Annotated in this window: 21 protein-coding genes; 14 read left to right on the plus strand and 7 right to left on the minus strand. The window is 71.6% G+C overall.

What is annotated here, in order from left to right:
- Positions 1-66: 66 nt before the first annotated feature.
- The 3 genes from ACIP6U_RS39455 (at position 67) to ACIP6U_RS39465 (ending at position 1,808) form a co-directional block, all read left to right on the plus strand.
- Positions 67-609: a sigma-70 family RNA polymerase sigma factor gene (locus tag ACIP6U_RS39455; RefSeq protein WP_124002580.1), complete on the plus strand. Its 543-nt coding sequence runs from the start codon at positions 67-69 to the stop codon at positions 607-609.
- Complete coding sequence (locus ACIP6U_RS39460; protein WP_401727550.1) at positions 606-1,412, plus strand: anti-sigma factor domain-containing protein; 807 nt, start codon at positions 606-608, stop codon at positions 1,410-1,412. Before ACIP6U_RS39455 ends, ACIP6U_RS39460 begins: the two co-directional genes overlap by 4 nt.
- Before the next feature lie 126 nt (positions 1,413-1,538).
- Positions 1,539-1,808: a hypothetical protein gene (locus ACIP6U_RS39465; protein WP_401727551.1), complete on the plus strand. Its 270-nt coding sequence runs from the start codon at positions 1,539-1,541 to the stop codon at positions 1,806-1,808.
- A 131-nt stretch (positions 1,809-1,939) separates the two neighbouring features.
- On the opposite strand, the gene ACIP6U_RS39470 is transcribed toward ACIP6U_RS39465, so the two are convergent.
- Together ACIP6U_RS39470 and ACIP6U_RS39475 are read right to left on the minus strand one after the other, a co-directional pair.
- Positions 1,940-2,722, minus strand: a complete 783-nt coding sequence (locus ACIP6U_RS39470) for an ABC transporter permease (RefSeq protein WP_401727552.1) — start codon at positions 2,720-2,722, stop codon at positions 1,940-1,942.
- A complete protein-coding gene (locus tag ACIP6U_RS39475) occupies positions 2,719-3,666 on the minus strand; it encodes an ATP-binding cassette domain-containing protein (protein ID WP_401727553.1) in 948 nt (315 codons plus the stop codon). Before ACIP6U_RS39475 ends, ACIP6U_RS39470 begins: the two co-directional genes overlap by 4 nt.
- Positions 3,667-3,729: 63 nt before the next feature.
- Here ACIP6U_RS39475 and ACIP6U_RS39480 point away from each other — a divergent pair, with 63 nt between their 5' ends.
- Entirely contained in the window at positions 3,730-4,446 is a 717-nt protein-coding gene (locus ACIP6U_RS39480) for a TetR/AcrR family transcriptional regulator (RefSeq protein ID WP_401727554.1), read from the plus strand.
- A gap of 101 nt (positions 4,447-4,547) precedes the next feature.
- Here ACIP6U_RS39480 and ACIP6U_RS39485 read toward each other — a convergent pair whose 3' ends face one another.
- The 3 genes from ACIP6U_RS39485 to hmgA are packed head-to-tail and all read right to left on the minus strand — an operon-like array spanning position 4,548 to position 7,832.
- Positions 4,548-5,690 carry a type ISP restriction/modification enzyme gene (locus ACIP6U_RS39485; protein ID WP_401727555.1) on the minus strand — a complete coding sequence of 381 codons (1,143 nt, stop codon included), beginning with the start codon at positions 5,688-5,690 and terminating at the stop codon, positions 4,548-4,550.
- A gap of 40 nt (positions 5,691-5,730) precedes the next feature.
- Positions 5,731-6,480 carry a GntR family transcriptional regulator gene (locus tag ACIP6U_RS39490; protein WP_401727556.1) on the minus strand — a complete coding sequence of 250 codons (750 nt, stop codon included), beginning with the start codon at positions 6,478-6,480 and terminating at the stop codon, positions 5,731-5,733.
- A gap of 26 nt (positions 6,481-6,506) precedes the next feature.
- Positions 6,507-7,832: a homogentisate 1,2-dioxygenase gene (hmgA, locus tag ACIP6U_RS39495; RefSeq protein WP_401727557.1), complete on the minus strand. Its 1,326-nt coding sequence runs from the start codon at positions 7,830-7,832 to the stop codon at positions 6,507-6,509.
- A 171-nt stretch (positions 7,833-8,003) separates the two neighbouring features.
- Between hmgA and ACIP6U_RS39500 the strand changes: the two genes are divergently transcribed.
- From ACIP6U_RS39500 to ACIP6U_RS39545, 10 genes are all read left to right on the plus strand, one after another.
- The gene (locus tag ACIP6U_RS39500; protein ID WP_401727558.1) at positions 8,004-8,618 is read left to right on the plus strand and encodes a hypothetical protein; all 615 of its coding nucleotides are present in this window, start codon (positions 8,004-8,006) and stop codon (positions 8,616-8,618) included.
- Complete coding sequence (locus ACIP6U_RS39505) at positions 8,618-9,235, plus strand: TetR family transcriptional regulator (protein WP_401727668.1); 618 nt, start codon at positions 8,618-8,620, stop codon at positions 9,233-9,235. Before ACIP6U_RS39500 ends, ACIP6U_RS39505 begins: the two co-directional genes overlap by 1 nt.
- A 171-nt stretch (positions 9,236-9,406) precedes the next feature.
- Positions 9,407-11,644 (plus strand): molybdopterin oxidoreductase family protein, encoded by a 2,238-nt coding sequence (locus ACIP6U_RS39510; protein WP_401727559.1) that lies wholly within the window; start codon positions 9,407-9,409, stop codon positions 11,642-11,644.
- A gap of 138 nt (positions 11,645-11,782) precedes the next feature.
- A complete protein-coding gene (locus ACIP6U_RS39515; protein ID WP_401727560.1) occupies positions 11,783-13,246 on the plus strand; it encodes a CitMHS family transporter in 1,464 nt (487 codons plus the stop codon).
- A 23-nt stretch (positions 13,247-13,269) separates the two neighbouring features.
- Positions 13,270-14,505 (plus strand): MFS transporter, encoded by a 1,236-nt coding sequence (locus ACIP6U_RS39520; RefSeq protein ID WP_401727669.1) that lies wholly within the window; start codon positions 13,270-13,272, stop codon positions 14,503-14,505.
- 119 nt (positions 14,506-14,624) lie between these two features.
- A complete protein-coding gene (locus ACIP6U_RS39525; protein ID WP_401727561.1) occupies positions 14,625-15,176 on the plus strand; it encodes a hypothetical protein in 552 nt (183 codons plus the stop codon).
- A gap of 133 nt (positions 15,177-15,309) precedes the next feature.
- Complete coding sequence (locus ACIP6U_RS39530; protein ID WP_401727562.1) at positions 15,310-16,050, plus strand: class F sortase; 741 nt, start codon at positions 15,310-15,312, stop codon at positions 16,048-16,050.
- A gap of 163 nt (positions 16,051-16,213) precedes the next feature.
- On the plus strand, positions 16,214-17,551 hold the full coding sequence (locus tag ACIP6U_RS39535) for an ABC transporter ATP-binding protein (RefSeq protein WP_401727563.1): 1,338 nt from the start codon (positions 16,214-16,216) through the stop codon (positions 17,549-17,551).
- A 117-nt stretch (positions 17,552-17,668) separates the two neighbouring features.
- Positions 17,669-19,057, plus strand: coding sequence for an aldehyde dehydrogenase family protein (locus tag ACIP6U_RS39540; protein WP_401727564.1), 1,389 nt, complete (start codon positions 17,669-17,671; stop codon positions 19,055-19,057).
- 11 nt (positions 19,058-19,068) lie between these two features.
- On the plus strand, positions 19,069-20,151 hold the full coding sequence (locus ACIP6U_RS39545; protein WP_401727565.1) for a Zn-dependent alcohol dehydrogenase: 1,083 nt from the start codon (positions 19,069-19,071) through the stop codon (positions 20,149-20,151).
- Between the two features lie 9 nt (positions 20,152-20,160).
- On the opposite strand, the gene ACIP6U_RS39550 is transcribed toward ACIP6U_RS39545, so the two are convergent.
- Together ACIP6U_RS39550 and ACIP6U_RS39555 are read right to left on the minus strand one after the other, a co-directional pair.
- On the minus strand, positions 20,161-21,165 hold the full coding sequence (locus ACIP6U_RS39550) for a DMT family transporter (RefSeq protein WP_401727566.1): 1,005 nt from the start codon (positions 21,163-21,165) through the stop codon (positions 20,161-20,163).
- 544 nt (positions 21,166-21,709) lie between these two features.
- Positions 21,710-22,351 carry a TetR/AcrR family transcriptional regulator gene (locus tag ACIP6U_RS39555; RefSeq protein WP_401727567.1) on the minus strand — a complete coding sequence of 214 codons (642 nt, stop codon included), beginning with the start codon at positions 22,349-22,351 and terminating at the stop codon, positions 21,710-21,712.
- Positions 22,352-22,400 lie beyond the last annotated feature (49 nt).

Below are 22,400 nucleotides of genomic sequence, written 5' to 3' on the forward strand. Positions count from 1 at the left end.
GTGCGTTCGTTGCGAATGCCTGGTGTGACAGGACGGGGCCCATGCGGGCGGGGAGAGGGGAACCGAGTGGAGGCGGACGAGCTTCTGGTGCTCGTCGCGGGCGGCGACCAGAAGGCATTCGAGGAGCTGTACGGACTCGTGTCCGGTCCGGTGTTCGGACTGGTCCGACGCGTCGTGCGGGACCCGGCGCAGTCGGAGGAGGTGTCCCAGGAGGTGCTGCTCGAACTCTGGCGCTCCGCGGGCCGGTTCGACCCCGGGCGCGGCAGCGCGCTGTCCTGGGTGCTCACCCTCGCCCACCGCCGGGCCGTCGACCGGGTCCGCAGCGCCCGCGCGGCCGGCGAACGCGAACAGCGCGAGGCCCAGCGCACCAACGGCCCCGCCTTCGACCACGTGGCCGAGGAGGTCGAGGCCGGCATGGAGCGTGAATGGGTACGCCGCTGCCTGGACCGCCTCACCGCCCTGCAGCGCCAGTCCGTCACCCTCGCCTACTACGACGGCTACACGTACCGTGAAGTGGCCGAGCGGCTCTCACTGCCGCTGGGCACGGTCAAGACCCGGATGCGCGACGGACTCACCCAGCTGCGCAAGTGCCTGGGAGGTGTCGCATGAGTCTGTTCCGCCGAGAGGATCTGCACTCGCTCGCCGCCCCCTACGCGCTCGACGCCCTGGACCCCGCCGAGCGGGCCCGCTTCGAGAACCACCTGCGCACGTGCGAGGTCTGCGCCGCCGAGGTGCGGGCGCTCACCGAGGACGCCGTCCGGCTGGCCTGGTCCACGGCCGCCCCGCCGCCGGCCGCGATGCGCGACCGGGTGCTGGCCGCCGTACGCACGACTCCGCAGGTGCCCCCGCCGGTGCGGGAACAGGCGCGGGAGCACACACCGCAACTGCCGCCGCACGTCTGGGGCGTTCAGCCGCCCCCGCGGCGCGTTCGCGAGCGCCGCCCGTTCTTCGTGCCGTTCGCCACCGCCACGGCCGCCGCGGCCCTCGTCGTCGCCTCCCTGTTCGCGGTGCAGGCGAACCGCACCCAGGACAAGCTGGACGCGGCGCAGTCGCAGTCGCGTGAGATCGCCCACGTTCTCTCCGCTCCGGACGCGCGGGCGAGCACCGGCAAGGACGCGCAGGGCCGGAGCATCGGCGTGGTCGCCTCGGCCGAGGAGGGGAGCGCGGTGGTGACACTGAGCGGATACGACGATCTGGCGAGCGACCGCGTGCACCAACTGTGGCTAATGCGCCCCGACGAGCAACCGCGCTCCCTCGGCCTGTTCAAGGGCGACACGCCCTTGGTCGCGTCCGGTCTCAACAAGTCGGCAACATCACTCGCTGTGACCGTCGAGCCGGACGGGGGCTCGGCGCAGCCCACCAGCCAGCCGATTGTCCAACTCGCCCTGAAATCGGTTGGATTCGGAGAGTGACGAGAAGGGAGTCGTCAACCTCCTTACGGGGAAGGTGAATCCTGTGACCGCGATACACGAGTGCCCGGTTGGGGCGATAGGGTTACCCTGCCCGGGCCGGGTGGACTTGTACGGGTGGGGAGTGACATGGATCAGATAACGATGCACAGCAGGGCCAGGGTCCCTGCGATCACGTGCGGGAGCAGCGCGACCAGTTCGCGTCTCGACCGACATCTCTCGGTGCTGGCGGGCCCTGCCGTGCCGCAGCGGGAGACGGCGGAGGCGACCTCGCTGATGCTCGAGCTCACCGCTCGCGACACCACCAGGACCCGCAGCGACCAGGGTGCGCGCGTGCGTCGGGTCTCGCTCTTCGCTCCGCTGCGCAGGCTGCGGCGTTCGCTGTTCGGGGGCCGCTGAGTTCACCGGCGTCCCTCGACGCCGTCATCGAGGGACCATGCCCGGTTCGGCACGCCGTCCGGTCGTCTCTCGGTACCTCCCACCCACTCGGTACCGAGAGACAACACCCGGCTTTCCCATGCCCGTTGAGGTCAGCGCTCCCCGCGCGCGTACCGTCGCACCGCCGACGGCAGGAACACCGCGATCAGCACCGCGCACCACATCAGTGACCCGGCGACCGGATGTGCGACCGGCCAGGCCGCGCCCTCCGGCACCGGCGCGTTCCCGAACAGGTCCCGCAGAGCCGTCGTCACCGCGCTGATCGGATTCCACTCGGCGATCGTGCGCAGCCAGCCCGGCAGCCCCTCGGTGGGGATGTACGCGTTGGACAGCAGCGGCAGCATGAAGGTCGCCCCGCCCAGCTGCCCCGCCGCCTCCTCGCTGCGCGTGAGCAGCCCGAGGAAGATCCCGACCCAGGTCGTCGCGAACCGGAACAGCAGCAACAGCCCCACGGCGCCCACCGCTTCGAGCGCGCTCCCCTCGATCCGCCAGCCCACCGCGTACCCGACGAGCAGGAACGGCACGGTCCCCGCGGCGGTGACGACGACATCCGCGAGCGCCTGTCCGAGCGGTACGGCGGCCCGGCTGACCGGCAGGGTGCGGAAGCGGTCCATGACGCCCCGGTGGGTGTCCTGGGCCGCCTGGAACATGCCGGTCATGATCCCGTTCGCGGCCGTCGCCACCAGCAGCCCGGGTACCAGGAAGGACCGGTACTCCCCGCCCGGCATGGCCAGCGCGCTGCCGAAGACGTAGCCGAAGAACAGCAGCATGCTGATCGGCATCGTCTGGGTCAGGATCAGCAGCCCCGGGTTGTTCCGTATCCGCCGCAACTGGCGGCCCAGCATGGCTGTTCCGTCGTACGCCAGCGCGCTCATGCCACTCGCTCCTCGAAGTCGGCGGTCAGTTGCAGGAACACCTCGTCGAGCGTCGGTGGCCGCAGGCTCGCGTCGAGCAACGGCACGCCCGCCGCGTCCAGTTCGCGCACCAGCCGCGGCAGGGTGAGCGTCGTGTCCCGCGCGACCGCGCCGACGGCCGCCCGCTCGCGGTCGAACGTCGGTTCAGTGCCGGTGAGTTGGTCGAGCACGGCGGCCGCCTTCACCAGGATGTCCGGGTCGGCGACGACGACCTCGACATGGGTCCCGATGAGTGCCTTGAACTGCGCGGGCGATCCCGTGTGCGCCACCCGCCCCCGGTCCACCAGCGCGATGTCGTCGGCGAGTTGGTCGGCCTCCTCCAGGTACTGCGTGGTGAGCAGCACCGTCGTGCCGTGCCCGGTGAGCTCGTGGACGGCGTCCCAGACGAGGTTTCGGCTGGCCGGGTCGAGGCCGGTCGTCGGCTCGTCCAGGAACAGCACCTCCGGACGGCGCACGAGGCTCGCCGCGAGGTCGAGGCGGCGGCGCATCCCGCCCGAGTAGGTGGACGCCGGCCGGTCGGCGGCCTCGGTGAGCCCGAACCGGTCGAGCAGCTCGCCGGCCCGGTCGGCCGGTCCGCGCACCCGGTGCAGCCGTGCGAACAGGCGCAGGTTCTCGCGCCCCGTGAGGTCGCCGTCGACCGACGCGTACTGCCCGGTGACGCCGATGCTGCGCCGTACCGCCGCGGCCTCCCGCACGAGGTCGTGCCCGGCGATCCGGGCCGAGCCCGCGTCCGGGCGCAGCAGGGTCGTCAGCAGCCGTACGGCCGTGGTCTTGCCCGCCCCGTTCGGTCCGAGGACACCGCAGACCGTGCCCCGGGCGACCGCGAGGTCCAGGCCGCGCACCGCGCGCACCTCGCCGAACCGCTTCTCCAGACCTTCACTAAGTACAGCGTACGTAGTATCCATGCCCTGACCATAGCGCACTACGTACGCTGTACGTAACTACCATGGTGGGCGAGGTGATGATCGATGGCGGGCCGAGCGGCCGTACCCGAAGTGATCTGGGCCCGTCCCGAGCGGACGGGCCGGGGGCCGAAGCCCGCGTACAGCCGCGCGGACATCGCGGCGGCGGCGGTGCGGGTCGCCGACGCGGACGGCCTCGACGGGGCGTCGATGCGGCATGTCGCGGCCGAACTGGGCTGCGGGACCATGTCGCTGTACAACTACGTCCCCCGTAAGGAGGACCTGCACGAACTGATGGTGGACGCGATCAGTGGCGAGCACGAGCTGTGGGAGCCGACGGGGGACTGGCGGGGCGACATGACGCGGGTGGCCCACCAGACGCGTTCGCTGATGCACCGTCATCCCTGGCTGCCGCGGCTGATGTCACCGGTGTACGGGTTCAGCCCCAATGCCCTGCGCTACCTGGAGCACTGTCTGGCCTGTCTGGACTCGCGCGAGGATCTGACCTACGGCCTGAAGATGCAGCTGGTCGGCATGCTCAACGGTGTGGTGACGACGTATGTCGCCAACGAGCTGGCCACGGCTGAGCGTTCGCGGTCGCTGCCGTGGTCGCCGGAGCAGGAGGGTGAGGTGCGGATGGAGTACCTGTTCGGGCAGGTCGCCACGGGGGCGTATCCGCGGATGGCTGCCGCCTTCTCCGAGGACGCCGGGCCGATTGATCTGGAGGCGGTGTTCGAGCTGGCGTTGGAGAGGGTGTTGGACGCGTTTGCTCCGCGGGGGTGACGTTGTTTTGCGGGTGCGGGTCCGATCTGGCTGGTCGCGCCCACGCGGCGGAGCCGCAAATTGACACAGCCCCGCGCCCCTGGGTTGGCAGGAGTTGCCGGTCAGATGAGTGCGAACTGTCCCTCGGGGCCCTCTTCGTGGTGGTCCAGGACCGTCGCCGGGTGTCGTGTCGACTCCGGGGGCGGGAGGATGCCCGCCGTGCGTAGCTCCTTTGCTGTGATGGTGTCCGGGATCGTCAACTCCTTCTGCTGATCCCGCACTTCCGCCAACAGGGTCAATACCGTGATGAGTTCCAGGAGTTCGGACGTCCAGCTCTGTTGCCAGCCCGGTGGGCGGATCGCCGCGAGGGTGCCTCGCTCCGCGTCCTCCGCCGTTCGCGCCGTGAACCAGTGCTCCAGGACCCGGACTCCGGGGGCCGTCTCGAAGTCCCAGGCCTCGGGTGGGACCGGGGAGACCCGGCCCTCGTCCAGGTGGAGTGTCTCTTCCTCGCGGTCGTAGTGGACCGTGAGAGGGCGGGCCGGGAGCGGGGCGCGGACGTAGGGGCGGCGGCCGCCGGGGAGCTTGGGGCGGTCTCCGTCGCGGTTCAGGAGCCACAGGGCGCGGTGGCCCAACTCCACTCCTCGGGACCATAGTTCGGGGTCGCGGGGGAGCGGGACGGTGAGGTCGGGGCGGATCGCCGTCAGCGTCCAGGCCAGGAAGTCCACCGGATCGGGGGAGTGGCCCAGGTGCGCCAACAGCCCGGGCGCCAGGTTGGGTTCCGTGCCGCCGGGGCGTCGGTAGAGCGGGCGGACGCGGCCGGGGCGCAGGAGCGGGATCAGCCGGGTCGCCAGCAGGGGTGCGTCCGTTGTCTCCACCACGAACACCTGGTGCTCGTCCGCCACCCGCCACAACTCGGGGCGGGCCGCGTCGATCAGCCGGTGGTCCGGGATGAGCCACTGCTCGTCGAACGCGGCGGCCAGCACCCGGACCGGCTCGGCGGACGGGCCGGAGGCGCGGAACAACTTCTCCGTGCCGCCCGGCTGTCCGGGCAGCTGCCCCACGGCCGTGTGCAGGGTGCGTGAGCGGGTCGGCTCGAACAGGGCCTCCCGGTCCGGCCCCTCGGCCTTGACCAGGGCGTCCCAACGCGCCTTCAGGGAGGCCGGGTCGGGGCCCGTCGGCCACCCCCGGCCGAGCCGCGGCGGTGCGACGGACCACGGCATCAGGTCCGCCAGCGGCGGAGCGTCGTCGTGCGTCACGCTGGGCATCGTACGACGAGCCGCCGACAGGCAGCCTGGGCCGCCGGGCTCAAGTGGCGTCCAGCGTCACGGTGAAGGAGAAGCGGTCGCCGCGGTAGTGGATCACCGCCACGTCCAGCACCCGGCCCTCGGTGTCGTACGTGATGCCCGTGTAGTGCAGGATCGGGCTGAGCAGCGGGACTTGGAGCAGCCGGGCCGTCTCCGGGTCCGCGAGCCGGGCCTCCACGGTGTCCGTGATGCGGCTGATGTCCGCCCCGACGACGTCCCGCAGCACCTTCGTCATCGGCCAGCGCACCAGCTCGTCCGGGTCGAAACGGGCGGCCAGTTCGGGCCGGACGTGATTGTGCGCGTGGTTGGTCGGCTCGCCGGTCTTCTCGTCGGCGCGCAGCCGGTGGTACGTCGCCACCTCGGCCAGGTCCGGGAAGTACTCGGCGAGTTCGGGCGGCACCGGTGAACTGCCGTACGCCAGCAGCTCGGTGACCATGCCGGACTGCTGGGCCACGATCGCGTCGACCGAGCCCAGCAGCCGGACCGGCGTGCCCCGGCGGGCGGTCGGCTCGATGAAGGTGCCCCGGCGGCGGTGGCGCGTGATCAGGCCCTCGTCCTCCAGCTCCTTCAGCGCCTGCCGCATGGTCAGCACGCTCACCCCGTAGTGCCCCGCCAACTGCTCCTCGGTGGGCAGCCGCAGCGGGTCCTGGGGCGAGCGGCCCAGGATCGAGGCGCGCAGGGACTGCGACACCTGATACCAGAGCGGCAGCTTGCGGTTCAGGACGATCGAGTCCGGGGCGAAGGAGGTCACGGGCTATCCGTACCGGTCGTCCGCGATCAGTGCAATGGGCGGAAGTGTCGCTCCATGCCCTGCCACACGTCGTCGTAGTGCCGCTGGAGGTGCTCCGCGCGGGCCGCCTGCGGGGTCAGTGTCACCGGCCAGCGCGTCTCGAACATGAACGCGAGGCCGTCGTCCACCTTCTGCGGCTTGAGCTCCGCCGCGCTCGCACGGTCGAAGGTCTCCCGGTCCGGACCGTGCGCCGACATCATGTTGTGCAGCGAGCCGCCGCCGGGCACGAAACCCCCCTTTCCGGCCGTCTTGGCGTCGTAGGCGCCCTCGATCAGGCCCATGTACTCGCTCATCACGTTCCGGTGGAAGTACGGCGGCCGGAAGGTGTCCTCGCCCACCAGCCAGCGCGGCGCGAACACCACGAAGTCCACGCCGGCCAGCCCCGGGGTGTCCGACGGGGACGTCAGCACCGTGAAGATCGACGGGTCGGGATGGTCGTACGAGATCGTCCCGATGACGTTGAAGCGGCGCAGGTCGTAGACGTACGGCACGAGGTTGCCGTGCCAGGCGACGACGTCGAGGGGCGAGTGGTCGTAGGTCGCCGTCCAGAGATTGCCGCAGAACTTGTTGACCACCTCCACCGGGCCCTCGACGTCCTCGAAGGCGGCGACCGGGGCGTGGAAGTCCCGGGCGTTCGCGAGGCCGTTGGCGCCGATCGGGCCGAGGTCGGGGAGGTGGAAGGGGGCGCCGTAGTTCTCGCACACGTAACCGCGGGCGGACCCGTCGAGCAGCTCGACACGGAAGCGGACCCCGCGCGGGATCAGCGCCACGTGCGAGGGCTCCACGTGCAGCAGGCCGAACTCCGTGTGCAGCAGCAGTCCGCCGTGCTCGGGGACGATCAGCAGCTCGCCGTCGGCGTCACTGAGGACGCGGTCCATGGAGGCGTTGGCGTGGTAGAGGTGCACGGCCATGCCGGTGCGCTGGGTGGCGTCGCCGTTGCCGCCCAGGGTCCACAGGCCGGCCAGGAAGTCGGTGCCCTCGGCGGGAGCAGGGACCGGGTTCCAGCGCAGCCGGTTCGGGTCGGGCACGGACTCCGTGAAGGGGGCCGTACGGATCGCGCCGTTGGCGGTGCGCGTGAACGCCGGGTGCGCGGCCGAGGGGCGGATGCGGTAGAGCCAGGAGCGGCGGTTGTGGGCGCGCGGCTCGGTGAAGGCCGTACCGCTGAGCTGTTCCGCGTACAGGCCCAGCGGTGCCCGCTGGGGTGAGTTGCGGCCGTCCGGCAGGGCGCCGGGCACGGCTTCGGAGCTGTGTTCGTTGCCGAAGCCGGAGAGGTAGGTCAACCCCTCCGCGGTATTGCGGGCGTCCCCGGACATGAGCGCTCCCTTGCGGTCTGATTCCTATGTATCACCATAGGAATGCGGTTTCGCGGGCGCAAGAGGGCGGTCGGGCGGTCTCGTCCGGGGCCGGCCTCCTCACCAGGGAGGAACCAGAACCAGACTCCAGGGGGATTCGGAGTGTCGGACCGTTGTTCTAGTCTCCCGAGCATGGCGTGGTCACGGGGTCTTCTTGCCGCGCTCGCGGTCTGTGTCCTGCTGTCGACCGGATCCGCGGGCTGCGACAGCAGCGCTGCCCACGAGCAGAAGAACGGCGACTCGCCCTCGCCGGTGGGCAAGCTCCTCGACGACACCGACAAGGAGGGGCGGCACCTGCGCGAGGTCGACGGCAAGGGCGCGCCCGAGGTCGGCATCGAGGTGCAGCCGGACACCGACGACAGCTGGGACGTCCGGCTCACCGTCCAGCACTTCCGCTTCTCGCCGACCGGTACGAAGTCCCAGGCGGTGGCCGGACAGGGCTTCGCCTACCTCTTCGTCGACCACCACCTGGTGACCCGGCTGCGCGGCCCGTCCTACCGCCTCCCGGCCGAGCTCGTCCCGCGCGGCACCCATCACGTCACCGCCCGGCTGTACGCCGACGACGGGACCGTGTGGGCGGTCGACGGCAAGGCCGTGGAGAGCACCGCCGACATCACCGCGTCGGAGTCGGAGCCGGATTCGGGGGTGACGCCCGGCTCCACCGCGAGCCCCGCCGCGTTCGACATACCGAACGCTGATCTCCAGGCTGGGGGGCGAGCTTCACCGAACGGCGTCGGAACGGCATGATGAAGCCCGTGCCCCAAGCGACATCGCTACGCCGTGCGCCGGTACAGCGGCGCAGCGCCGAACGCCTGACCCGGATTCTCGACGCCTGTGCCGACCTTCTCGACGAGGTCGGCTACGACGACCTGAGCACCCGCGCCGTCGCCCAGCGCGCCGGCGTGCCCATCGGCTCGGTCTACCGCTTCTTCGGCAACAAGAGGCAGATGGCCGACGCCCTCGCCCAGCGCAACCTGGAGCGCTTCACCGAGCGCGTCACCGAGCGGCTGAAGACGGCCGGCGCCGGCGGCTGGCGCACGGCGATGGACGCCGTCCTCGACGAGTACCTGGCCATGAAGCGCACCGCGCCCGGCTTCTCCCTCGTCGACTTCGGCAACCAGATCCCGGTCGGCACCCGCCACGCCGAACCCAACCACCGGGTCGCCGACCGCCTCACCGAGATGCTCTCCGGCTACATCGACCGGGAGCCCGACGAGGATCTGCGCCGGACCTTCCTGATCGCCGTGGAGACCGCCGACACCCTGGTCCACCTGGCCTTCCGGATGGCCCCGGACGGCGACGAGAAGATCATCGAGGAGGCACGGGAGCTGCTGCGGGCGTATCTGTCCCGGGTGCTCGACTAGGGGCGGCCCTTTTTCGGCCGGGTCCGCGTCCCGACCGGTGTCCGCCTCCCGATCGGGTTCTACGGTCCTGGCGGCTCGCGGGTTTGCGACCTCACCCCCGAGAGGCCTCCCCTCCGTCCATACCGGTCGGTATGCTCACCGGGACAGGCACCGCTGCCCCCGGGAGGACCCGTGTCCCGCACCGCCCTGCGAATCTGCCCGTTGTGCGAGGCCACCTGCGGGCTGACCCTCACCATCGAGGGCACCCGGGTCACCGGCGCCCGCGGCGATCGCGACGACGTGTTCAGCAAGGGGTTCATCTGCCCCAAGGGCGCCTCCTTCGGCGCCGTCGACGCCGACCCCGACCGGCTGCGCACCCCGCTCGTGCGGCGCGACGGCGTGCTGCGCGAGGCCACCTGGTCGGAGGCCTTCGACGCGGTCGCCGCGGGCCTGCGCCCGGTCGTCGAGCGGTACGGGCCGAACTCCGTCGGCGTCGTGCTCGGCAACCCCAACGTGCACACCGTGGCCGGCGGTCTCTACCCGACCGTCCTGCTCGCCGGACTCGGCACCCGCAGCGTCTTCACCGCGTCCACGGTCGACCAGATGCCCAAGCACGTCTCCAGCGGGCTGCTCTTCGGTGACGCCAACGCGATCCCCGTGCCGGACCTCGACCGCACCGACCACCTGCTGCTCATCGGCGCCAACCCCCTCGAGTCCAACGGGAGTCTGTGCACCGCCCCCGACTTCCCCGGCAAGCTCAAGGCCCTCAAGGCGCGCGGCGGCACCCTCACCGTCATCGACCCACGCCGCACCCGCACGGCCAAGCTCGCCGACCGCCACATCGCGATCAGGCCCGGCACGGACGCGCTGCTCCTCGCGGCGATGGCGTACACCCTTTTCGAGGAAGACCTGCTGGCGCTCGGGGAGTTGGCGCCGCACGTCCAGGGCGTCGAGGAACTCCAGGACGCCGTACGGGACTTCACGCCCGAGGCGGTCGCCGAGGCCTGTGACGTCGAGGCCCCCCTGATCCGCACCCTGGCCCGCGAACTCGCGGCGGCCCCAACTGCCGCCGTGTACGCCCGGATCGGCAGCTGCACGGTTCCGTACGGCACGCTCGGCAGCTGGCTCGTCGACGTCCTCAACGTCCTCACCGGGAACCTGGACCGCCCCGGCGGCGCCCTCTTCCCGCTGGCGGCCACCGACCGGACACCGCGCCCCGCCGGGCCGGGGCGCGGCTTCCAGCTCGGCCGCTGGCGCTCCCGGGTGAGCGAACACCCCGAGGCCAAGGGCGAGTTGCCGCTCTCCGCGCTCGGCGAGGAGATCGACACCGCGACCCCGGAGGGCGAGCCGATCCGCGCGCTGATCGCCGTCGCCGCCAACCCGGTGCTGTCCGCGCCGGACGGCGACCGGCTCGACAAGGCCCTCGACTCCCTGGACTTCATGGTCAGCGTCGACCCGTACCTCAACGAGACCTCGCGCCACGCGCACGTCGTGCTGCCGCCGCCCCCGCCGTCGCAGAGCCCGCACCACGACTTCGCGTTCAACACCCTCGCCGTCCACAACCAGGTCCGCTACACCCGCCCCGCGGTCCCGCTGGAACCCGGCCGCATGGCCGAGACCGAGATCCTCGCCCGGCTGATCCTGGCCGCCACCGGCATGCACGGCGCCGACCCCGGGGCCGTCGACGCCATGGTGATCGACCAGACCCTCGGCAAGGCGGTCAGCGACCCCCACTCACCGGTCCACGGCCGCGACCCGCACGAACTGGCCGGCCTCCTGCACGGCGACACCGGTCCCGAACGCCGGATCGACATGATGCTGCGCCTTGGCCCGTATGGCGACGGCTTCGGCGTACGACCGGACGGGCTCGGCCTGGAGAAGCTGCTCGCGCATCCGCACGGCATCGACCTCGGACCGCTGAAGTCACGGCTGCCGCAGCCGCTGAAGACCGCGAGCGGCAAGGTCGAGCTGCTGCCGGCACCGATCGTGGACGATCTGCCGCGGCTGCGGCGGGCCCTGCGGGAGCGCCCGGACGGCCTTGTCCTGGTCGGTCGCCGGCACCTGCGCTCCAACAACAGCTGGATGCACAACGTTCCCGCCCTCACCGGCGGCACCAACCGCTGCACCCTGCACATCCACCCCGAGGACGCCGAGCGGCTCGGCGTGCGCGACGGGGCGCCGGTACGGGTGAAGGGCGCCGGGGGAGAGGTGACCGCGCCCGCCGAGGTCACCGACGGCGTGCGCCGGGGCGTGGTGAGCCTGCCGCACGGCTGGGGGCACAGCCGCGCCGGCACCCGCCTCAGCCACGCGTCCGTGGACCCCGGAGTCAACGTCAACCAGCTCCTCGACGGCAGCCTCCTGGACCCGCTCTCGGGCAACGCCGTCCTCAACGGAGTGCCGGTCGAATGCGCCGCCGTCCTGACCCTGTGACCTGAGCAAAGCTGTGACCTGCAGTTTTGCGCTTATTGCTCACGCGTCAACGTCTTGTTAACAGCATTTGAACGGACCTAACGTCGTCGGACCGCCGTCTCCGGTGGGAGTTCAAGGGCGAACGTTAGGTATCCACTCATGCTGACCATCCTCGGCTTCACCATGATCGCGACCTTCCTGGTCCTGATCATGCTGAAGAAGATGTCGCCGATCGCGGCGCTCGTGCTGATCCCGGCGCTGTTCTGCGTCTTCGTCGGCAAGGGCGCCCACCTCGGCGACTACGTCATCGACGGCGTCACCAGCCTCGCCCCCACCGCGGCGATGCTCATGTTCGCGATCGTCTACTTCGGTGTGATGATCGACGTCGGCCTCTTCGACCCGATCGTTCGCGGGATCCTGAAGTTCTGCAAGGCCGACCCGATGCGGATCGTCGTCGGCACGGCCGTGCTCGCCGCGATCGTGTCTCTCGACGGCGACGGCTCGACCACCTTCATGATCACCGTCTCGGCGATGTACCCGCTCTACAAGCGCCTGAAGATGAGCCTGGTCGTGATGACCGGCGTCGCCGCGATGGCCAACGGCGTGATGAACACGCTCCCTTGGGGCGGCCCGACGGCCCGCGCCGCGACCGCGCTGAAGGTCGACGCCAGCGACATCTTCGTCCCCATGATCCCGGCGCTCGCCGTGGGCCTGGTCTTCGTCATCGCCCTCTCGTACGTCCTCGGGCGGCGCGAGCGGAAGCGGCTCGGGGTGCTGACGCTCGACGAGGTGCTGGTCGACGAGAAGGCCACGGCGAAGGTCGTGGAGGAGGTAGAGGAGAAGGAGACCGAGACGGTCCTGGTGGGCGCCGGCTCGGGTGCGGGAGCCGGCTCCGGCTCCGGCAAGTTCACCAAGCGCACGGGCGGTGCCGGCTCCGGTACGGACGGCGAACTGTCCGACGAGGACGACGAGGACGACGGTTTCAAGGGCCTCGACCCGAACCGCCCGACCCTGCGCCCCAAGCTGTACTGGTTCAACGCGCTGCTCACGGTCACGCTGCTCACCGCCATGATCATGGAGTGGCTGCCGATCCCGGTCCTGTTCCTGCTCGGCGCCGCCCTCGCCCTGACCGTCAACTTCCCGCACATGCCCGACCAGAAGGCCCGCCTCGGCGCCCACGCGGAGAACGTCCTCAACGTCTCCGGCATGGTCTTCGCCGCCGCCGTCTTCACCGGCGTCCTCCAGGGCACCGGCATGGTCGACCACATGGCCACCTGGCTGGTCGACAACATCCCCGACGGCATGGGCCCGCACATGGCCTTCGTCACCGGCGTACTGAGCATCCCGCTCACGTACTTCATGTCGAACGACGGCTTCTACTTCGGCATCGTCCCGGTGCTCGCCGAGGCCGGCAACGCGCACGGCGTCTCGACCCTGGAGATCGCCCGCGCCTCGCTCGTCGGCCAACCGCTGCACATGTCCAGCCCGTTGGTGCCGGCCGTGTACGTCCTGGTCGGCATGGCGAAGGTCGAGTTCGGCGACCACACCAGGTTCGTGGTGAAGTGGGCGGCCCTGACCTCGCTGGTGGTGCTCGTTTCAGGAATCCTGTTCGGCATCATCTGACCCACGTGACGGAGGACTTGACCATGGGGCCCGGCACGAACCGCGGCTGGCTGCTCCGCCTCGTCGTCGCCTTCAGCTTCGCGCAGGGGGCGGTGTCGATGGCCCGGCCGGCCGTGTCGTACCGGGCCCTCGCGCTCGGCGCGGACGAGCGGGCGGTCGGCGTCATCGCGGGCGTCTACGCGCTGCTCCCGCTCTTCGCCGCCGTACCGCTCGGCCGCCGCACCGACCACGGCCGCTGTGCGCCCCTGCTGCCCGTCGGCGTGGTCCTGATCGCCGGCGGCTGCGCGCTGAGCGGACTCGCCGACTCCCTCTGGGCGATGGCGATCTGGAGCGGCGTGATGGGCCTGGGCCACCTCTGCTTCGTGATCGGCGCCCAGTCGCTGGTCGCCCGTCAGTCCGCCCCGCACGAACAGGACCGCAACTTCGGCCACTTCACCATCGGCGCCTCACTCGGCCAGCTCATCGGCCCCGTCGCCGCGGGGGCGCTGATCGGCGGCTCCGACATGGCCGGCAGCAGCGCGCTCGCCCTGCTCGTCGCGGGCGCGGGCGCCGCCGTGTCGTTCACGTCGCTGTGGCGCATCGAGGACCGTACGGTCGTCAAGTCCCGTACCCGGCAAGGCGATCGCGTGCCCATGCGGAGCATCCTGGGCGCCCGGGGTGTGCCCGCGGGCATCTTCGTCAGCCTCTCCGTGCTGTCCGCGACGGACATCCTCACCGCCTACCTGCCGGTGGTCGGCGAGCACCGGGGCATCGCGCCCTCCGTAATCGGCGTGCTGCTCAGCATCCGCGCGGCGGCCACGATCGCCTGCCGTCTCGTGCTCACCCCGTTGCTCCGACTCCTGGGCAGGGCCGCGCTGTTGACGGCGACCTGCCTCCTGGCGGGCCTGCTGTGCGCGGGCATCGCCCTGCCCGTACCGGTGTGGGCCATCGGTCTGATGCTCGCCGCGCTCGGCTTCTGTCTGGGCGTGGGGCAGCCCCTCTCCATGACGACGGTCGTCCAGGCCGCCCCCGACGCCGCCCGCTCCACCGCCCTCGCCCTGCGCCTGACCGGCAACCGCCTCGGCCAGGTGGCGGCCCCCGCGGCGGCGGGCCTGGTCGCCGGGGTCGCGGGCGTGGCGGCGCCGTTCGTGATGCTGGGCGGGTTGCTGCTGCTGTCGGCGGGGGTCGCGATGCGGTCGCCCGGCTCCCGAGGTAGGCCGGACGGGGGAGAACCGACGGGGCGTCGGGCGCTGCTCCCGCGATTCGCCCGGCGTATGTGAAAGAGAGTCAGACGAAACGCGATGTGTATGAAAATCGTCTGACTCAGAGGACTCGCATACCCACCACGTCCCTGCCGTGCCGCCCCGGAGCGCGGACCGCCGCCCTAGCGGCGCTCACCGTGGCCGTCGGCGCTCTGACGGTTCCGGCCGTCGCCGCCGTGCCGCTGGCGCCCGGTGACAACGGCACGGTCAAGATCCACTCGTCGGATCCGCGCACGACGGTCGGCAACCCGAGGGACGAGCCCAAGGTCTGCGGGTTCTACATCGACGCGACGGGCTTCGACCGCAACCAGAGCATCACCTGGTCCATCGAGACCCAGCCCCTCGTCCAGGGCGGCGCGACGAGCAGCGGCGCCCTCGTCCTCCCGCAGGGCTCGGGCCACACCGCGGACCAGTCGCTGCCCAACGGGCAGTACAAGCTGACGTGGACCATCATCGGCGGCAACGGCGCCGGCAAGCACAAGGTGTTCAAGGTCGACTGCGACGACACCCCGCCGACCACCCCGCCGGGTGGTCCCGGCGGCCCGCACGGTGGCCCTCCGGCCGGCGGTGGCGGGCTCGCCCGTGACGCGGCTATGGGCCCGGTCGCCGGTGCCGCCGCCGTGGGCGTGGCCGCGGTCGTCGGGGCGGTCTGGCTGCGGCTTCGTCGCCGCCCGCATGGCGCCGCGTAGTCAGCTGCGCAGGCCCCCGAGGCCCGGCGGCGCGGTTCCGTCCGTCGCGGTCCGCCGCGGTGGCGGACGACGGGAACCGCCCGTCGGGCCCCGGCGCCCGACGCGCGCCTACCGCCTGACGCGGACGGTCGTCGTGGCCGTCGCGCTGGTGGTGGGCGGCATCTGGTGGGCCCAGGACGAGGAACCCGCCGGTCCGGCGACGACGGGTGCGCCGGCCCCCTCCTCCGGTGCCCTCGGCCCCAGCTCCCCCTCCTCCGGGGCTCCCGGCCCCAGCGCCGCCTCCTCCGGGGCCCCCGGCTCCCGCGCCCCCTCCTCCAAGGCCACCGGCCCCCGCGCCACCGATGTCCACCCGCACTCGCCCCACTCCCCCTCGCACTCCCGCTCCCGCCCCGACCCCCTGCCCCGCTCCCGCCCGATCCGCGTCACCATCCCCTTCATCGACGTCGACGCCCCCGTCATCGGCCTCGGGCTCGACCGCGACCGCCGGCTCACCGCGCCGCCCGAGGGCGACGCCGACCAGGTGGGCTGGTACCGGGGCGGCCCCTCGCCCGGCGAGCGGGGCACCGCGGTCGTCGTCGGTCACCTGGACACGCATGCCGGCCCCGCCGTCTTCGCCGGTCTGGGCGAACTCGACGCCGGCCACCGCGTCGAACTCCGGCGCGCGGACGGCCGTACCGCCGTCTACACCGTCGACGCCGTCCTGACGTACGAGAAGGCGCACTTTCCCAACAGGGAGGTCTACGGCACCCGCGACCGCCCCGAACTCCGCCTGATCACCTGCGGCGGCTCCTACGACCGGCGGACCGGTTACGCGGGCAACACCGTCGTCTTCGCCCATCTCACCGGGACCCGCGGGCCGCACACCGCGCCCTGAATCGGATCGTCCGCTTTCTCACAGGCTGAACTGAACCGCCCGAAGTCTTCCCCCGACCGCGCACATTCCGTTAGCTTCCGTGACTCACAGGCCCCGCGCGACCCGCGCGGGGTGTCGCACCGCGGAGCACCAACGCCTGACGCAGCCCCCGGGGGCACCGGAAATGACACGCGCCATCTCCCTGCTCGACGTGAGCAAGTCCTACACCCGAGGTGTCCGGGTGGTGGACCGGCTGTCGTTGGACATCGCGCCGGGTGAGTTCCTCGTCCTGCTCGGGCCCTCCGGCTGCGGAAAGTCCACCGTGCTCAGGATGATCGCCGGTCTCGAGGAGATCACCGAGGGACGGCTGCTGCTGGACGGCACACACTCCAACCACCTGTTCCCGTACGAGCGGAACATGGCGATGGTCTTCCAGAACTTCGCGCTCTACCCGAACATGACGAGCCGCGGCAACATCGGCTTCCCGCTCCGCATCGAGAATCCCGGCGACGATCCCAGCGCCCGCGTGGACGCCACCGCCCGCATGCTCGGCATCGAGGACCTCCTCGACCGCTACCCCAGCCAGCTCTCCGGCGGTGAACGCCAGCGCGTCGCCATGGGCCGGGCCATCGCCCGCCACCCCTCGGTCTTCCTGATGGACGAACCGCTCTCCAACCTCGACGCCAAGCTCCGCAACCACTTACGCGCCGAAATCTCCCGCCTGACCCGGGAGTTGGGGGTGACCACGGTCTACGTCACCCACGACCAGGCCGAGGCCATGTCGCTCGGCGACCGGGTCGCCGTGCTGCGTGGCGGGGTGCTCCAGCAGGTGGGCACCCCGCGCTCGGTCTACGCCCTGCCCCGCAACGTCTTCGTCGCCGCCTTCATCGGCACCCCGCGCATCAACCTGCTGCGCGGGATCGTGCGCGCCCCGCTCGACGGCGCGATGACCATCAGCCTCGGCAAGCAGTTCCTGCGGCTGCCCGAACCCCTGTCCCTGGACCACCAGTTGCTGCGCGTGCAGCAGGGGCGCGAGGTGATCGTCGGGCTGCGTTCGGAGGCCGTGCGGATCGCCAAGCGGGAGGCCGCGCGGCCCGGCGAGGTGGTGCTCACCGGTCTCGTGGAGCACGTGGAGTTCCAGGGGCACGAGGTCCTCGTCCACTTCAACACCGGCTCCCGGCCCGCCTTCGTACCCGACCTGGAGGCCCCGCGCCCGGCCCCCCGCCCCTCCAGACGCCGTCGCCGCGAGGGCCAGTCGGTGCTGGGGCGGCTGCGGGACCGGGCGGGAGGTCTGCGCGCCGGACGGGTCGTGGTCCTGGACGACGACCCCGCGGACCAGGACACCGCGCCCGCCGACGGCCGCCTCCCCGGCGACATGGTCGTCCGCACCACCCCCGACATCGAGCTGCGGTACGGCATGCAGGTCCCGCTCCTCGTCGACATCGCCCACCTGTTCGTCTTCGACCAGCACGGCGAACGCATCTGCCCGGCCCCGGCACGCCTGCCCGACCTGGACGAATGACCCCTCCCGGGGAGAGTGCGGGGACCTTCCGAGGGCCCGGCGTCTGGCGCCTCAAAACTAACGTCGCTAGTTTATGAGCCGGACGACGACGAAGTGGCCCGCCCGGGAGGACGCACCATGAAGGCACACGACGGCATGTACATCGACGGTGCCTGGCGCCCCGCCGCCGGCCCGGACACGATCGAGGTGGTGAACCCGGTCGACGAGGAGGTCGTCGGCCGGGTCCCCGCAGGCACGGCGTACGACGTCGACACGGCCGTACGGGCCGCCCGTACCGCCCTCCCGGGCTGGGCCGCGACCCCGCCCGCCCGACGCGCCTCGCTCCTGGGGGCGTTGAGGGACGTGCTCGTCTCCCGCAAGGACGAGATCGCCGAGACGGTCACCGCCGAACTGGGCGCACCCCTCGCGTTCTCGCAGGCCGTCCACGCGTCCGTGCCGATCGCGGTCGCGGGTTCGTACGCCGAACTCGCCGCGACCTACGCCTTCGAGGAGAAGGCGGGCAACTCCACCGTGCACCTGGAGCCGATCGGTGTGGTGGGCGCGATCACGCCCTGGAACTACCCCCTGCACCAGATCGTCGCCAAGGTCGCCCCCGCGCTCGCGGCCGGCTGCACGGTCGTCCTGAAGCCCGCCGAGGACACCCCGCTGACCGCCCAGCTCTTCGCCGAGGCGGTCCACGAGGCCGGTCTCCCGGCGGGCGTCTTCAACCTGGTCACCGGCCTCGGCCCGGTCGCCGGACAGGCCCTCGCCGAACACCCGGGCGTCGACCTGGTCTCCTTCACCGGTTCCACCGCGGTCGGCCGGCAGATCGGCGCGATCGCGGGCGCCGCCATCAAGAAGGTCGCCCTGGAACTGGGCGGCAAGTCCGCCAACGTCATCCTGCCGAGCGCCGACCTCGCCAAGGCGGTCAACGTCGGCGTCGCCAACGTGATGTCCAACTCGGGCCAGACGTGCAGCGCTTGGACGCGAATGCTCGTGCACCGGGACCAGTACGAGGAGGCGGTGGGCCTGGCCGCCGCGGCCGCCGCCAAGTACGGCGAGCGCATCGGCCCGGTCGTGAACGCCAAGCAGCAGGCCCGGGTGCGGAGTTACATCGAGACGGGGATCGCGGAAGGCGCCCGCCTCGTCGCCGGCGGCCCCGAATCACCGCGCGAACAGGGCTACTTCGTCAGCCCGACCGTCTTCGCCGACGTCACCCCGGACATGACCATCGCCCAGGAGGAGATCTTCGGCCCGGTCCTGTCCGTCCTGCGCTACGAGGACGAGGAGGACGCCCTGCGCATCGCCAACGGCACGGTCTACGGCCTCGCGGGCGCCGTGTGGGCCGGCGACGAGGCCGAGGCCGTCGCCTTCGCGCGCCGCATGGAGACCGGCCAGGTCGACATCAACGGCGGCCGCTTCAACCCCCTTGCCCCCTTCGGCGGTTACAAGCAGTCGGGCGTCGGCCGTGAACTCGGCACGCACGGCCTGTCCGAGTACCTCCAGACCAAGTCCTTCCAGTTCTGAGGAGCGTCCACGTGGTTCGCGCCGCCGTCCTGCCCGCCGTGGGTGCTCCGTTGGAGATCACGGACATCGACCTGCCCGACCCCGGCCCCGGCCAGGTCCGCGTCCGCCTCGCCGCCGCGGGCGTCTGCCACTCCGACCTGTCCCTGTCCGACGGCACCATGCGCGTGCCGGTCCCCGCCGTGCTCGGCCACGAGGGCGCCGGCACGGTCGTGGCCGTCGGCGAGGGCGTCACGCATATCTCGCCCGGCGCCGAGGTCGTCCTCAACTGGGCCCCGTCCTGCGGCGGTTGCCACGCCTGCTCGCTCGGCGAGGTGTGGCTGTGCGCCAACGCCCTCAAGGGTGCCGCCGACGTGTACGCCCACCGCGCGGACGACGGCTCCGACCTCCACCCCGGCCTGAACGTGGCCGCGTTCGCCGAGGAGACGGTCGTATCGGCCGCCTGTGTCCTGCCCCTCCCGGAGGGCATCCCGCTGACCGACGCGGCCCTGCTCGGCTGTGCCGTCCTCACCGGCTACGGAGCCGTCCACCACTCGGCACGGGTCCGGCAGGGCGAGACGGTGGCGGTGTACGGCGTCGGGGGAGTGGGCCTGGCCGCGCTCCAGGGCGCCCGGATCGCGGGTGCCTCGCGGATCGTGGCGGTCGATGTCTCCCCGGAGAAGGAGGAGTTGGCGCGGGCCGCGGGCGCCACGGACTACGTCCTCGCCTCCGACACCACGGCCCGCGAGATCCGCGGTCTCACCGGCAAGCAGGGGGTCGACGTGGCGATCGAGTGCGTGGGCCGCGCCACGACCATCCGCGCGGCCTGGGACTCCACCCGCCGCGGCGGCCGCACCACGGTGGTCGGCATCGGCGGCAAGGACCAGCAGGTCACCTTCAACGCCCTCGAACTCTTCCACTGGGGACGGACGTTGGCCGGCTGCGTCTACGGCAACTCCGACCCAGCGAAGGACCTGCCGGTCCTGGCCGACCACGTCCGCGCGGGCCGCCTGGACCTGGGCGCGCTGGTCACGGAACGGATCGCCCTGGACGGCATCCCGGCGGCCTTCGAGAACATGCTGGCGGGGAAGGGCGGCCGGGCGCTGGTCACGTTCTGAGGAGGGCGGTCACTTCTTGACGGACGCGTCCTCGGAGGGCGGCTCGGCCGAGACCACCGCAGTCGCCTCCGGCTCGGCCGAGGCCACCGCGGTCGCCCCTGGCTCTGGCGCCCCCGGCTCGGTCACGACCGCCGCTCGCGCCCGGGACCGGGACACCGCCACACCCGCCAGACACAGCGCCCCGCCCGCCAGCGTGAGCAGCCCCGGCACCTCGCCGAGCGCCAGCCACGACATCAGGACGACCAGCGCGGGCACCGCGTACGTGGTCGCGCCCATCTTGCTGGCGGTCGTCCGGGCCAGGGCGTACGCCCACGTCGTGAAGGCGAGGGCGGTCGGAAAGACGCCCAGATACACCATGTTGAGCGTGGCGGAGACGGGCGCGTCGGCCGCCTGCTGGACGAGCTGTCCGGCGAACGGCAGACAGACCACGGCCCCGATGAGACACCCGAACGTCGTCACCTGGAGCGCGCTCGCCTGGGCGAGAGCAGGCTTCTGGGCGACGACCCCACCGGCGTACGCGACCGCCGCGAGCAGACACAGCACCACCCCGAGCACCGACGAACCGCCCTGCCCCGACATCGACAGCCCCACGGTCACCGCACCGGCGAACGACACCGCCATCCCCGCCAGCAGCCGCGGCGGCATCGCGTCCCCCAGGAGCCGTGAGCCGAGCAGGGCGATGAGGATGGGCCCGATGTTCACGACGAGGGCGGCGGTACCGGCGTCGACCTGCTGCTCGCCCCAGTTCAGGACGACCATGTAGAACCCGAACCACAGCACGCCCGATATCGCGATCCCCCGCCACGCGGACCGCGGCGGCAACCCCTCCCGCCGCACACCCCAGAGGATCCCCAGCGCCACCACCCCGCTCACCAACCGCCCCAACGCCAACGCCCCCGGCGAGTAGGCGTCCCCCGCACTCCGGATCGACACGAACGCGGAGGCCCACAGCACAACGGTGACGACAGCGGCGGCGGCAGCGCTCGCTCCGGCAGGACGAGGGGTTTTCTTCATGCCCCGAGGTTAGGCAGTGACGCATACACACCGCTGGCGGAAATCGGACGCAAGGCTCGGCACCGGGGAGGGCAGAGTCCGGCCCAGGTGTCGACGGTTCCGACAGGTGAGGACGGCGACACCGTGGCCTTCGACCTCACCGAGGACTTCCCCGACGCACACCTGCACCTGTGGGACCTGAGCAGCGAAGACAATGCACCTTTCCTGGACGTGGCCGAGACCCCGATCCGCCCGTTCTGTGGGGTGGTTGGAGTCTGCCCGGACGTCACCGAACCCCAAAGCGTCCTGCCGCAGGGCCACTTCGGCGGCAACACGGCCCCAGTTCGAAACGGCAGGCCCCCTCCGTACAGACGCCGACCTAATGCGGGCAGCCCCGGACGCACCCCGATTGGTGGACGCCCCGAACCGGGTGGTCTCGGCGTACTTGCCCAGGGCGTACATGGGCACCTCATGAGGCAGGCGAGGCATACCCCCAGGGGCGCGGGGAACTGCGCGACAAGCCACGACGGACCGTCAGTCCGCACCGCACAGGACCACCCCACTCCTACCCGGCCCGCCGAACCTCTTCGAACTGCCCCGTCAACCCGTCGAGCAACGCAGTGAGCCCCGTCTCGAACGCCCGCTGATCAATCTTCTCCTGCTGCTCCGCGAGCAAATGAGCCTGCCCGAGATGGGGATAGCTGGCAGGGTCGTACGCGCTCGCGTCATCCACGAATCCCCCCGCGAACGACCCCAACGCCGACCCCATGATGAAGTACCGCATCAACGCCCCGATCGACGTCGCCTGCGCCGCAGGCCACCCCGCCGCCACCATCCCCCCGTACACCGCGTCGGCGAGCCGCAGCCCCGCCGGCCGCCGGCCGGGCCCCGTCGCGAGGACGGGCACGATGTTCGGATGGTCGCGCAGCGCGCCGCGATAGGAGACCGCCCAGTCGTGCAGCGCGGTCCGCCAGTCCCGCCCGTCCTCGAACATCGACAGATCCACCTGTGCGCTCACCGAGTCGGCGACCGCCTCAAGGATCTCGTCCTTGGTGCGGAAGTGGTTGTAGAGCGAGGGCCCGCTCACCCCCAACTCGGCCGCGAGCCGACGCGTGGAGACGGCCGAGAGGCCCTCCGCGTCGACCAGCGCACGTGCCGTCTCGACGATCCGGTCGGTGCTGAGCAGGGGCTTGCGCGGTCGGGCCATGGCGCACATAGTAGGGCTGCGCTCGGAAACTAGCAGTGCTAATTTAAGT

It is taken from the genome of Streptomyces sp. NPDC088794, assembly GCF_044750545.1.
In the GTDB taxonomy this organism is placed as follows: Bacteria; Actinomycetota; Actinomycetes; order Streptomycetales; family Streptomycetaceae; genus Streptomyces.

Coding starts and splice junctions, on each gene's coding strand:
- ACIP6U_RS39520 (WP_401727669.1), top strand. CDS start 13,270: ATGGGGCCCGGCACGAACCGCGGCTGGCTGCTCCGCCTCGTCGTCGCC.
- ACIP6U_RS39500 (WP_401727558.1), top strand. CDS start 8,004: ATGGCGTGGTCACGGGGTCTTCTTGCCGCGCTCGCGGTCTGTGTCCTG.
- ACIP6U_RS39535 (WP_401727563.1), top strand. CDS start 16,214: ATGACACGCGCCATCTCCCTGCTCGACGTGAGCAAGTCCTACACCCGA.
- ACIP6U_RS39480 (WP_401727554.1), top strand. CDS start 3,730: ATGGCGGGCCGAGCGGCCGTACCCGAAGTGATCTGGGCCCGTCCCGAG.
- ACIP6U_RS39475 (WP_401727553.1), bottom strand. CDS start 3,666: ATGGATACTACGTACGCTGTACTTAGTGAAGGTCTGGAGAAGCGGTTC.
- ACIP6U_RS39550 (WP_401727566.1), bottom strand. CDS start 21,165: ATGAAGAAAACCCCTCGTCCTGCCGGAGCGAGCGCTGCCGCCGCCGCT.
- hmgA (WP_401727557.1), bottom strand. CDS start 7,832: ATGTCCGGGGACGCCCGCAATACCGCGGAGGGGTTGACCTACCTCTCC.
- ACIP6U_RS39505 (WP_401727668.1), top strand. CDS start 8,618: ATGAAGCCCGTGCCCCAAGCGACATCGCTACGCCGTGCGCCGGTACAG.
- ACIP6U_RS39540 (WP_401727564.1), top strand. CDS start 17,669: ATGAAGGCACACGACGGCATGTACATCGACGGTGCCTGGCGCCCCGCC.
- ACIP6U_RS39515 (WP_401727560.1), top strand. CDS start 11,783: ATGCTGACCATCCTCGGCTTCACCATGATCGCGACCTTCCTGGTCCTG.
- ACIP6U_RS39485 (WP_401727555.1), bottom strand. CDS start 5,690: ATGCCCAGCGTGACGCACGACGACGCTCCGCCGCTGGCGGACCTGATG.
- ACIP6U_RS39460 (WP_401727550.1), top strand. CDS start 606: ATGAGTCTGTTCCGCCGAGAGGATCTGCACTCGCTCGCCGCCCCCTAC.
- ACIP6U_RS39465 (WP_401727551.1), top strand. CDS start 1,539: ATGGATCAGATAACGATGCACAGCAGGGCCAGGGTCCCTGCGATCACG.
- ACIP6U_RS39470 (WP_401727552.1), bottom strand. CDS start 2,722: ATGAGCGCGCTGGCGTACGACGGAACAGCCATGCTGGGCCGCCAGTTG.
- ACIP6U_RS39555 (WP_401727567.1), bottom strand. CDS start 22,351: ATGGCCCGACCGCGCAAGCCCCTGCTCAGCACCGACCGGATCGTCGAG.